This is a genomic window from Dictyobacter formicarum, assembly GCF_016587435.1.
Window position 1 is genome coordinate 371,054 of record NZ_BNJJ01000002.1, and the last position, 12,826, is coordinate 383,879.

General features: G+C 49.7%; 8 protein-coding genes. All 8 read right to left on the minus strand.

From position 1 onward, the window contains the following. Nucleotide 1: 1 nt before the first annotated feature. The 8 genes from JMI88_RS04160 to kdpA all read right to left on the minus strand — a co-directional run bounded on the left by JMI88_RS04160 (nt 2) and on the right by kdpA (nt 12,801). Nucleotides 2-2,203, minus strand: a complete 2,202-nt coding sequence (locus JMI88_RS04160; protein WP_201360472.1) for a vWA domain-containing protein — start codon at nt 2,201-2,203, stop codon at nt 2-4. An 11-nt stretch (nt 2,204-2,214) separates the two neighbouring features. Further along, entirely contained in the window at nt 2,215-3,618 is a 1,404-nt protein-coding gene (locus JMI88_RS04165; RefSeq protein ID WP_201360473.1) for a sigma 54-interacting transcriptional regulator, read from the minus strand. Nucleotides 3,619-3,864: 246 nt separating this feature from the next. Beyond that, the gene (locus tag JMI88_RS04170) at nt 3,865-6,015 is read right to left on the minus strand and encodes an APC family permease (RefSeq protein WP_236022810.1); all 2,151 of its coding nucleotides are present in this window, start codon (nt 6,013-6,015) and stop codon (nt 3,865-3,867) included. Nucleotides 6,016-6,266: 251 nt separating this feature from the next. Continuing rightward, nucleotides 6,267-6,773, minus strand: a complete 507-nt coding sequence (locus JMI88_RS04175; protein WP_201360474.1) for a putative universal stress family protein — start codon at nt 6,771-6,773, stop codon at nt 6,267-6,269. A gap of 123 nt (nt 6,774-6,896) precedes the next feature. Continuing rightward, nucleotides 6,897-8,183, minus strand: coding sequence for a universal stress protein (locus tag JMI88_RS04180; protein WP_201360475.1), 1,287 nt, complete (start codon nt 8,181-8,183; stop codon nt 6,897-6,899). Between the two features lie 116 nt (nt 8,184-8,299). After that, nucleotides 8,300-8,893 carry a potassium-transporting ATPase subunit KdpC gene (kdpC, locus tag JMI88_RS04185; RefSeq protein ID WP_373323761.1) on the minus strand — a complete coding sequence of 198 codons (594 nt, stop codon included), beginning with the start codon at nt 8,891-8,893 and terminating at the stop codon, nt 8,300-8,302. 28 nt (nt 8,894-8,921) lie between these two features. Continuing rightward, nucleotides 8,922-11,057: a potassium-transporting ATPase subunit KdpB gene (gene kdpB / locus JMI88_RS04190; RefSeq protein ID WP_201360477.1), complete on the minus strand. Its 2,136-nt coding sequence runs from the start codon at nt 11,055-11,057 to the stop codon at nt 8,922-8,924. Nucleotides 11,058-11,061: 4 nt separating this feature from the next. Further along, the gene (kdpA, locus tag JMI88_RS04195; RefSeq protein WP_201360478.1) at nt 11,062-12,801 is read right to left on the minus strand and encodes a potassium-transporting ATPase subunit KdpA; all 1,740 of its coding nucleotides are present in this window, start codon (nt 12,799-12,801) and stop codon (nt 11,062-11,064) included. Between the last annotated feature and the right edge of the window lie 25 nt (nt 12,802-12,826).

The window sequence follows — 12,826 nt, forward strand, 5'->3', positions numbered from 1 at the left end:
TTTACGATACTAACTTCCGCTTACTATTCAGGTAATCAACCAGGAGATATTCTCCCAGGTTGTCTTTGTCCGCATAAAAAGTACGGCCATGGTTAATCTGAGCCAGCTGGTTGACGAACGCTACCATCCAATGATCGTCATAGAGCATGAATGTGTTAATGGTAATGTTCTCACGCGTGCAACGCTGTACCTCTAGCAGGGTCTGCTGCTCAGCAAAAGGACTTGGGTAGGCGAATTGCCAGCCATATTCTTCCTCGTGCCAGACGGTCGGCCCGCCATCGGTAATCATAATGATCTGCTTATTGGTCCCTCGTTGTTTAGCAAGCAGTTGACGAGCCAGCATCAGACCATGAGCCATATTGGTGCCGCGCTCGTTATCATAACGGCTGAGTTCCAATAGCTCGTTGGGCTTGTATTCCCGGGCCATGTAGGAGAAGCCGACAATATACAGGTTGTCACGCGGAAACTGCGAACGAATCAGGCTTTCCAGGGCAACTGCTACTTTCTTGGCAGCTTGCTGGCAACCGTTATAGATCATACTTAGACTCATATCGATCATTAATACTGTCGATGATTGAGTCGTAAATTCGGTGCGATAGACCTCGAAATCTTCCTTGGCCAGGTTGACGGGAGTACCGGTACCGCGCCGGTGAACAGCATTCATCAATGTCTTTTCCAGATCCAGCAGGAATGGATCTCCAAATTGATAGGCCTTGCTTTCGTCGGTACGCTCACCACCTACGCCACGGAAGGGGCTGACATGCCGGCCAAAACCATCTCGCTTCATCTTGTTAAAGATATCCTGCAGCGCTTTCTGTCCAATTTTGCGAATGCCACGGGACGTTAACTCCCAGCGATTGCCTTTTTTCTGGATGTAGCCAGCTTCTTCCAGGGTCTTCATCAACGCTTTTAGCTGCTCGACTGATTGGTACTCTTCATCGCCCAATAAGTCTTTCACTTTCTGGCTATCGATGGCTTCCATGTTTTCTAATCGCCGGGCTTCCTGGAATTGTTCTTCCAGCCCATCCATTTGTTGCATGCGGCCCATGACACGCATAGCTTCGTTCAATGGCAGCGATTCGTCGCCACGGAAGGGAAAACGTGTACGCATCTGATCTGAAGGAGCCACTGCCTCTAGATTCTGCACCAGTTCCATCAGGTCTACGCGAATACGATCGTCTCCCATCAGTTGTTCCATCAGGTCCTGTAATTCCTGACGTTGTTCCGGTGAGAGATTGTCCATAATACCCTGCATAGCTGCAGATTGCTGCTGCATCTGCTCGATCAGGTCGTCCAGCGAGTTGACTCCTGGAAAATACTGGCCGTGCTTCTGCATAAATGCGTCGAAGTCAGGTTCGAGACCCTGCTGTCGCTCGCGCAGCATCTTATTAAGGTCGCGGATCATTTCACGCAGGTTGGAGATATCTTCCGGCGACATATTCTGCAATGATTGTTGCATGCCCTGGAAAAATTGCTGCATCATTTGCTGCTGCAAGCTTTGCAACAATTCATTGAATTTTTCGCGTGCCTGCTCATCCATAAAGTCATAGTCAGATAAGCCTTTAATCTGGCCAGGAATATCTTTGGGCAGCCCATCGAGAAAATCTTGCTTACGCTTCGCAATCATTTCCAACATGCGCTGCTTCTGTTCAGGAGTCAGTCCATCTCCCTCTGTGCCACTCTGGTCTGATTGGCTTTGTTGGCCGGTCTGGCCCTGGCTCTGCTGACCCTGACTTCCCACCTGAGATTGTTGACCCGCTTGCCCTTGCTGTCTTTGCTCTTCCCTCTGAGATTGCTGCCCCTGCTCGCCTGGCTTACCACTCTGCTCAGAAGGATTTGAGTGGGACTCTGGCTTCTGACCGTTCAGGCGCTGTTGAATGCCGTCTCGTTCAAGCTTTTTGATCTCTTCCAACTTTTCTCGCAGATCATCCATTACACCCGATGCCATGTTGTAACGATTGAGTTGCTCTCTACGCGTATTGCGCATGCGCTCCATCATCTCACGTAAGCCCATGGCACGCTGGCCGTCCTGTCCCTTGATGCCTTCCTGCATCAGACGCTTTAGCGCCTGCTGCAGGTTGCCATCCTCCATATAATCATCGGCAAGTGCGTTGAGTATATCATCCGCATCAATGCCTTCTATCTTTTGCGTTCCATCCCAACGGGTATAACCATAACGATTTCGGTAAAATCGGTTAAACATGCTCGCATCCTCTAGCGTCGATAGCGCGTTTTACCACCTACTTCATCCTTATTAAGACGTCGGTTCAGATGGAGCCCTTCGAGGATAAATTCAATGCTAGATGCAATTAAGGCTGGATTACCCCGGCCATGCAGTTTGTCGATTGCTTTACTCAAGCCGCCGACTTTTGAGAGCTGGTTGACATATTCCATTGAAGGCATGTCATCCCCTACCTGGACATTGAGTCCACGCTCAAAACCTGCTACTAACTGCTCAAACTCACGTTGCTCGAAGTACTCGCCAAACACGCTTAGAATAGCGCTATTAATCAATTTTTGAACTACACGCTCTTCTTTAACATCACCAACAGCATCGAGTTCGATTTTTCCACAGGTGGAAGCCATAATGGCCTCTAAGTCGCTGACGCGTGGTACAACCTGCCGCTCCTTTAAACGTAGCGCTCGGCGGCTAGCATTACTGAGCACATTTTCGTAGTTGGAGACGGTGACACGTACACTGACGCCAGAACGCTGGCTGATGTCGTTGCTGCGCCGGGCCAGGTGGGTGATTTCCGCGATCACTTCTTTCATAAATTGCGGAACAGCCACATCTAAGCCATCGGTGAGGAAACGACTGCTCTCCTCCTCCATGATCGTAATTTCATGATCAATGGTGTAAGGATAGTGAGTACGAATTTCTGAGCCCACACGGTCTTTCAGTGGTGTAATAATACGACCACGATTGGTATAATCTTCTGGGTTCGCACTGGCAACCACATACACGTCCAGTGGCAGGCGAATCTTATATCCACGAATCTGAACGTCGCGCTCTTCCATAATATTGAGCAAACCAACCTGAATACGCTCAGCCAGGTCTGGTAGCTCGTTAATACAAAAAATGCCACGATTCGTACGTGGGATCATGCCGTAATGGATAGTTAGCTCATCCGAGAGGTACCGGCCTTCAGCCACGCGGACTGGATCAACCTCGCCCACGAGGTCAGAGATGGTAATATCGGGAGTCGCTAGCTTTTCGCCATAACGACGATCTCTCGATATCCACTCGATTTCAGTTCGATCCCCAAATTCTGCAATTTTATCACGGCCAGCTTTACTTATCGGTGCAAATGGATCATCATTGATTTCACTGCCAGCAATAATCGGAATATATTCATCTAATAAGTTGACCAGACTCCGTGCGATACGGGTCTTGGCCTGTCCTCGTTCACCAAGGAAGATAATATCTTGCCCTGAGAGGATAGCATTCTCTATCTGAGGAATCACGGTGTCCTCGTAGCCAATGATCCCTGGGAATAGCTCTTCTCCGTCACGAATCTTCTGGATAAGATTTTTCCGCATTTCTGCTTTAACGGAAAGTACCTTATATCCACTATCACGCAATTCACCAATAGTGCGCGGTCGAGTAGTGATAGTCATTCAGTTTTATGCTACCTTTCTTGGGGGTTGGCTCGTGTGATACATGTCTTGGATTGAGGGCGAGTAACCGATCCGGCATGTTCCTACGGGACCAAAAAACATGTGGAACCATACTTGATTCTACAGCCTGCATTGAGAAAACGCAAGGGTAAACCATGAGTAAGCGTCTGCTACGGCTGCCCTTCTACGCTTTTTGATGGTTTATCCTTGCGGTTTTTGCGACTGAGCTTGTTGTTATCCTCTGCGCTAGATAGTTTTTGCCATGCGCGTGGGCAAGTGTTGTGGTACGCTGGTGACGACGATACCCGGACGGAAGAGCAGGGCGGCCTTAAGGGTCAGGGCCGTCTGGTTATGCAAAATGTGCTCCCATAGGTGGGTCACAATAAACTCTGGCAACAATACGGTCAGGGTATAGTCTGAATAGAGTTCGTGAACGGTGTCAATATACGCCAGTAAGGGCCGTGTCAGCGAACGATATGGCGATTCGATGACTACCAGTTCGGTCTTTTCGCTGGCTCCGATGTTGGGTCGCCATTGTTTCCAGGCTTCACGTACACGGTGCTCGTCTTCAGCATCAATAGCAACATGGACCGCGATTACGTTGTCGGAGATCGAACGGGCATAGGAGAGGCTCTGGATGGAAACTCGGTCCATGCCAGCAATCGGTACGATGAATAGGTGCTTGATATCAGCCGGCCTGGCTGGAATATTAGTGGTGCGCTCTTGCTCAACCCGCTTATAGTGAGCATGAATGCCCATAAACATCAAGACCAGTAAGGGGATTAACACGACAACAATCCAGGCGCCTGATAAGAATTTGGTATAAGCAATCACCAGGGCCACCAGGGCTGTCGTCACAGCACCTGCTCCGTTGATCATAGCGCTGCGCATCCAGCTCTTTTGCTGAGCTCGCAGCCTCCACCAGTGCAATACCATACCACTCTGAGAGAGCGTGAAGGACATGAATACGCCTACAGCATAGAGATCGATCAGATGGTCGACGCTGCCATCAAATACCAGCAACAAGGTGCTGGCCATAATCGCCAGGCAGACAATGCCAATTGAGAAGGCCAGCCGATCTCCACGGAAAGCAAACTGGTGGGGCAAGAAGTTGTCACGCGCCAGCAGGGATGCCAGGCGCGGGAAATCCGCATAGCTGGTATTGGCCGCTAGCGTCAGGATAAGCAAGATACCTAGCTGGAAGACGGGAAACATGAATGCCAACGGTCCACTGAAGATATGTGAAGCAAGTTGCGCGATCACGGTCTGGTTGCCACTGGGGTCCGGTGCGATGCCATTGGTGAGGGTAAGAAGGGTAATGCCGCCGAATAAGAAACCGAGAATAATTGCCATCCACATCAATGTAATTCTGGCATTTTTGGCTTCTGGTTTTTTAAAGGCTGGCACGCCATTGGAGATGGCTTCTACACCTGTCATGGCCGAACAACCTGAGGCAAATGCTCTTAGCACAAGGAATAGCGAAATGGATTCAGTTACTTTGACGGCCTGATTATTTACTGTATGGAACGTAGCAATCGGCGGCTGGTGATGGATAACAAAAGCATCAAAAATACCCACGATGATCATAAAGGCGGCGCTGAAGACAAAAAAGTAGGTAGGAATGGCAAAAATTGAGCCTGATTCACGTACACCACGTAGGTTTACGACTGTGATTAAAACAACCAGCGCCACATCCACCAGCGCTTCCAGATGGGGTGCATTAAAAAAATGGAAAAAAGGAATCGAGGCTAGATTTTGCACACCTGAGGCCACGCTTACCGAGACAGTTAAGACATAATCGATCAGTAGCGAGGCGGCTGCGATCAGGCCCGCCTGCACTCCCAGATTGTCTTTAGCCACAATGTAGGAACCACCACCGTTGGGATAAGCAGGAATGGTCTGGCTATATGATAACGCAACAATCGCTAACAGGATGATGATTGCAATACTGATGGGAAGAATCAGGTGTAACGAGGTTAATCCTGCGAAGATGAGAACCCCCATACAGGCCTCTGTTGCATAGGCGACTGAGGAGATAGCGTCTGATGATAAGACCGCCAGCGCTTTGACTTTGGTCAGCCGTTCATGTTCTGCCTGCGAGTTGGCCAGTGGCGCGCCGATCAATGTTCTCTTAATATAATAAAAGATGCGGCTTCCACCCTGGGGCGGAGCCAGCATTTCATCGGTGGCTTTAAGTAGTCCCGGACTTACCCGTTCCAGGGCCCTTTTACTGGGCCGAACTGTCCGAATTCGTTCGTGACTGGGATACTTTCCTTTAATAATTTCTGTGCGAGCAATACGAGCAGGATCATCTTCATCGATGAAACCTCCAGCCTCCAGCATATCTTGTACATTCTTGTCGGTAGTATTGAGGATCCACGTTTCCTTTTGATCCATCGCTTGTGCTCTCCTATAGTGCCACAGCATCGAGAATTTAGTTAACCAATCCAGCGGCGACTGAGGATAAAAAGGGTATTTTTCCACAGAGCTCCTGGAGGTGTGCTCAACTTTACATAACTGATGCATTATATGGCATAGGATCTCAATAAACCCTAAAGAAAAGCACCAAATCTCTCAATATTTCACTTACGGTACAGCTATGTTGCTACAGAATTGCTCAAGAATTCATGCCAATATCAGATGGGTGATTAAGTCTGTGGTATCAGCACCGGCTTCTTTTTTGCCGATTTGTGTATGCGCAATAAGCAGAAAATAGACCAGTCTTTCAATTTCTGCCAGGTTGGATATCTATCCGGCAATCTGATAATAAGTACAGGAATATGACTGTCGTGTAGTAATTGCTGCATTTCTTCTTTGCTAATCAACAGTATTTTTCCGTAGCGCATAAATAATAAAATTGCATCGCAGCCCATTTCACTGGCCAGGGCCCGCATACTTTTAGCAATATCAATGCTATAGAGTTCTATCGGCTCGACTGGTACCTGAAAACGCTGCGCTTTGTAGCCTGTCAGGGCCAGAAAATCTTGCGATTGCTCTATATGACCCAATAATAGACGACCCGATTTTCCAGCCGTAGGGCGCGTAAGCCACGAACCTACCACCAGGGTCGACTGTACCTGGCGCGCAAATACAAACGCATACTCCAAAGCGGTACCATCAATACCATGCGTAAAAGGAAGCAACAAGCGTCTCATCGAGAACGTCTCCCACTCTAGCAACTTTTGGTTTCGCTATATCACAGTTTCAAAAATACAAATCATCAATTGTATTTGTTCAATAACAAAGAACAGTCTATACCCCACCCTCCATTCCCATCCTTATTCGTCGTGCCCGGTTCTCTGTTTTAAAGGAACAAGGTGGATATCAGCATCAGAAGTAAGGCGCAAAATACGATTTGTAACAGATCCATAAAGCAGAACTTCCCAAGAGCTATGCGCGGGTTGCCCCAGCACAATCTGGGTGACATGCCTCTGCTTCACCAGGTCCGCAATCGTACCTGCGATATCGGTGCTGGTACGCCTGATAACTTCGGCTCCCAGATCCTCTGCCAGCAAGGCATGCTCGTCCACTTTCTTTTGCATTTCCGCGTATCGCTTTTGCATATCGCTACCATATTTAAAGCATGCGATAACTTTACGTATAAATGCCGGATAGCCGGTCAATTGGATCGACACGGCAATCAGGTCTGCATGCAGTCCATGGGCCAGCCGCCAGGCGTCGCGAATAATAACCCTGCTCTGTGGCCGGTGATCAAAACCAACCAGCACGCGCTCAGTAGTTGACCATTGCGTTTTGATATCGTGCTCGGTCATGTACTTTTGCAGTTGTGATTCTGCTTTGTTAGCCGTCAAACGCAGGGCTAACTCGCGCAGTGCGGTCAGGTTTCCTTCGCGGAAGAAGTTGTTTAGCGCTGGCTCAATACGCTCCGCCGGATAAATATTGCCGTGCTTCATGCGCTGGCGCAAGGCATAGGGAGCAATATCAATCAATTCAACTTCGTCAGCCTGGTCCAGGATACGGTCAGGCAGCGTTTCACGCACGCGAATACCTGTGATGCTGGTCACCAGGTCATTTAAACTCTCTAAATGTTGCACATTGAGTGTTGTTACGACATCAATACCAGCATCGAGAATATCCATCACGTCTTGATAACGTTTGTGGTGCCTGGAACCTGCAACGTTGGTATGAGCCATCTCATCTATCAAAGCAATCTGTGGATGACGCGCAATGATTGCTGCGGTATCCATCTCTTTGAGTAACACCCCTCTATATTCAATGGTCTGGCAAGGGACAATCTCAAGGTCTCCTATCTGCGCCTGGGTCTGGACACGTTTATGTGTTTCAACATACCCAATCACCACATCGGATCCGCGCTCTTTGCGGCGACGCCCTTCGTTGAGCATAGCATATGTTTTTCCTACACCCGCGGCGGAACCAAGATAGACACGTAAACGCCCGCGGCGCTTGCCTCCTTGCTCAGCCAGCGCCAAATCAATGACCTGATGACTGGTATCGCTATCGCGTAAGTGATAGCGCTCCAATAGAGCTTCTGGATCTGGACGACCATCATCTTGTAGGCGTTTGTCTGGAGGTTGTGTACTCATATTTACCTGCCCATTTCCCCATTATAAATAGCTCTGGTATCCTTTTCAGCCCCCTATTTACCATACCACAAAGCCGCGGCAGCCATAGGTATAGTGCCGCGGTCTGTGCTGCTTCCTTATTTTTTCAAGGCGTCAAGTGCCAGATTGAGATCCAATACATTAATGTGTTCCTCACCCAGGATGCCTAAGAAACGACCTTGCACATGGTTCATAACCAGCGTTTTCACGACATCCTGGCTCAGGCCGCGCTCCCTGGCGATACGGGGTATCTGGAAGAGGGCTCCCGCCACCGAGATGTCTGGATCCAGGCCCGATCCAGAAGATGTGACCAGGTCAACGGGTACAGGCGTACCAGGATTTTCCTTCTGTAGCGCCTGGACGTTCTGCTGAACGTTCTTGATCAATGTGTTGTTGGTCGGCCCCAGGTTGGAAGCCGAGGAGTTCTGAGCGTTATATGGGACGCTCTTGGTTGAGTCTGTCTCCGAGAGAGTTGCCGATGGTCGGCCGTGAAAGTAACGGGCCGATGTCCAATATTGTCCAATAATGTCGGAGCCAATTTGCTTACCATCTGAGGTCGTGTGGATACTTCCATTGGCCTGATAGGGAAAGATCAATTGGGATAAACCTGTGACAATCCCCGGATACAGAAAACCTGTTACGACTGTGAATAGTAGCGTTAAAACAATCGCCGGCCGGATATTTTTTTTGATAGTCTTCATTTTGCTTCCCCAACCCTTGCTAGGCTAGATGCAATAACACTAGCAGGAGGTCAATAAGTTTAATACCCACAAATGGAACGATTAGTCCGCCCAGCCCATAAATCAACAAGTTGCGCCGCAAGAGTGGACCTGCTCCCAGTGGACGATAGGTTACACCGCGCAGTGCTAATGGTACCAATGCGATGATGATCAAGGCATTGAAAATGACGGCTGATAAAATGGCACTATGCGGTGTGGCCAGGTGCATGATATTTAAGGTTCCCAGCTCGGGAAATGCGACCGTAAACATGGCCGGAATGATAGCAAAGTATTTCGCTACGTCGTTGGCAATACTGAAAGTGGTTAGCGCACCTCTAGTCATGAGCAGTTGCTTGCCCACTTCAACGACTTCAATCAACTTGGTTGGATTCGAGTCGAGATCAACCATGTTTGCGGCCTCTTTGGCTGCCTGGGTACCGGTATTCATGGCTACGCCGACATCAGCCTGGGCCAGCGCGGGAGCGTCATTAGTGCCATCACCAGTCATGGCTATCAGCCGTCCACCGGCCTGCTGCTCTCTGATCAACTGCATTTTGGTTTCCGGCGTGGCTTGCGCCAGGAAGTCATCTACACCTGCTTCTTTCGCAATGGCGGAAGCCGTCAGTGGATTGTCGCCAGTGATCATAATAGTGCGGATACCCATGCGACGCAGCTGGTCAAAGCGTTCACGCATGCCGCCTTTGACGATATCTTTCAGCTCGATAACGCCCAGAACCCTGGCGTCTTTTTTCGTCGCGCCATTTGAACAGTTGCTCTGGGACTCCGCTACGACTAATGGAGTACTACCACCACGTGCAATTGAATTGACCAGTTGCTCCAGTTCGCTGTTTGCCGAACCGCCCAGTTCTTTGACATAGTGCAAGACTGACTCGGCCGCGCCTTTACGCACAGAGTGGATCGATCCATCGACATGACCATTGAGATCGACGCCACTCATACGGGTCTGGGCTGAGAAAGGAACAAACGTTGCATTGTTGTCCGCATCTTCGTGCAGACCATAACGATCATTGGCCAGCGCGACAATTGAGCGTCCCTCAGGCGTTTCGTCCGCCAGGCTGGAAAGTAGCGCTGCGTGCGCCAGTTCTTTCTCTTCTACCCCTTTCAGAGGCACGAAGCGACTGGCCATGCGATTACCTAACGTAATGGTGCCGGTCTTATCCAACAATAGCACATCTACATCACCGGCGGCCTCTACTGCACGTCCGCTCATGGCCAATACGTTACGCTGTACCATGCGATCCATACCGGCAATACCAATGGCGGACAGCAGGCCACCAATAGTAGTCGGGATCAAACAAACCAGCAAGGCCACCAGCGTGGTGATCGATACTGGACTGTGTGAGTAGATGGCAAAGGGTTCCAATGTTACGACAGCCAGTAAGAAAATGATGGTCAGGCTGGCGAGCAGGATGTTCAGAGCAATTTCATTTGGTGTTTTTTGCCGCGCTGCACCTTCAACCAGGGCAATCATACGGTCCAGAAAGGTTTCGCCAGGGTTAGCGCTGATCTGTACAACAATCCAGTCTGAAAGGACACGGGTGCCGCCGGTGACAGCGCTGCGGTCGCCACCACTTTCACGGATTACTGGCGCAGACTCGCCAGTAATCGCTGACTCATCAACCGATGCAACGCCTTCTATGACATCTCCATCGCCCGGGATTACGTCACCAGCTTCTACCAACACAAAGTCGCCCTTGCGCAGGTCTGGCGCGGCAACTTCTTGATAGTCAGACTGCCGCTTACCCTGTTTGAGGCGCTTCGCCATCGTGGTGATGCGGGTTTTGCGCAGAGTGTCTGCCTGCGCTTTTCCTCTTCCTTCCGCCATAGCTTCAGCGAAATTGGCAAAAATGACGGTGAACCAGAGCCAGATCGTGACACCCAGCACAAAAAAGGTTTCGCTGGCAGGACCAGCAACCAGGAAACGGAAAAATTCGATGGTTGTGATAACGCTGCCTACTTCAACCACAAACATGACCGGGTTTTTGAGCTGCCAGCGTGGATCAAGCTTTTTAAGCGAGCCCACCAAAGCACGGCGCATAATCGACCCGTTAAAGATGGAACTGCCACTTTTGCGGCGCGTCTTCCATTGCTTTGCTTCTAGTGAATCAGTGCTCATCTCTTTAAAATCTCTTTCCTGCCAGCATTAGTAAATGTTCAACTACTGGACCCAGCGCGTATGCGGGGAAGTAGGTTAGAGCACCTACAATCAAAATGACCCCGACCAGCAGGATCACAAACAGGGGTCCGGTCGTTGGGAATGTGCCCGCATTGGCCGGTACTACCTTTTTCTTCACAATCGCACCTGCCAGAGCCATTACAGGTACGACGAAGGCAAAACGTCCAATTAATGTCGCAAAGCCAATCGTCCAGTTATAGAATGGTGTGTTGGCGCTTAAGCCAGCAAATGCTGAGCCGTTGTTACCTGTACCGGATGTGTAGGCATACAGAATTTCTGATAAGCCATGTGGACCCGGATTTAAAATCGAGCTCGTTCCTACTGATAGGACCGTGGCGATCGCCGTGAAACCAAGGATAGAAGCCGGCAAGATCAGGATCGCCAGGGCAGCCATCTTCATCTCTTTTTGCTCGATCTTTTTGCCCAGGTACTCAGGCGTTCTTCCAACCATCAAACCGGCTATGAACACGGCCAGGACGGCGAAGATGAGCATGCCATACAGTCCAGAACCGACACCACCAAAAATGATTTCTCCTAATGCAATGTTGAGCATCGGGATCATACCACCCAGGGGCGTAAAGCTATCGATAAAGCCGTTAACGGCGCCGCACGAGGCATCCGTGGTGATCGTTGTAAACAACGCTGTCTGGGTGATCCCAAAGCGTACCTCTTTACCCTCCATGTTGCCACCGGCCTGGTAAGCGGTAACCGCCTGGTTGGCACCGGCATGAGTCAGAAGTGGATTGCCAGACTGCTCGGCTGGCAGAATAATGAACAATCCGATTAAGAAGAGGATGGTCATAGCTGCCAGGATCGCCCATCCCTGTTTGGTATTGCCAGCCATCTTACCAAAGAGATAGGTCAGACCTGCTGGGATAGCAAAGATAGCCAGCATCTCTATCATATTGGTAATAACATTGGGATTTTCAAAGGGATGCGCTGAGTTGGCGTTAAAGAAGCCACCACCATTGGTGCCGAACTCTTTAATAAATTCTTGCGATGCTACCGGCCCTTGCGCGATCACCTGCTTGACACCTTCCAGAGTTACAACCTGGGTATAGGCATTAAAGTTCTGCACAACTCCTTGCGACACCAGGACCAGCGCGCCAATAATCGAGATTGGCAACAGGATATATAGAATACAGCGAGTAATATCTACCCAGAAATTTCCCAGGTGTTGCGCGCTACGCCTGGTTAAACCACGTACAAAGGCTACGGCCAGGGCGATGCCTGTGGCGGCCGATACGAAGTTATGAAAGGCCAGGCCCGCCATCTGGGTGAGATAAGACATAGTCTGCTCACCGACATAGGCCTGCCAGTTAGTGTTGGTAGTAAAGCTGGCGGCAGTATTAAAGGCCAACTGGGGCTCGACTGCTCCAAATCCCTGTGGATTAAAGAATGAGCCATCCCACTGCTGGGTGCGCTCGAACAGATAGAGCAACAGCATGCCAGCCACACTGAATAACAGCATAGAAATGGTATAAGCGGTCCATTTCTGCTCTTCTTCAGCGTTAACACCAGAGAGACGATAAAAAACGCGCTCCACAGGAGCCAGAACAGGAGCCAACCAGGTTCGCTCACCCGTAAAGACCTTTGTCATATAGAGACCCAACGGCTTGGTAATTAATAAAAGAATCACCAGGTAGATAAGAACTTGTATGACGCTATTGGGCGTTATAAGCATCTTTTCTTCCTCAATATTCAATCTC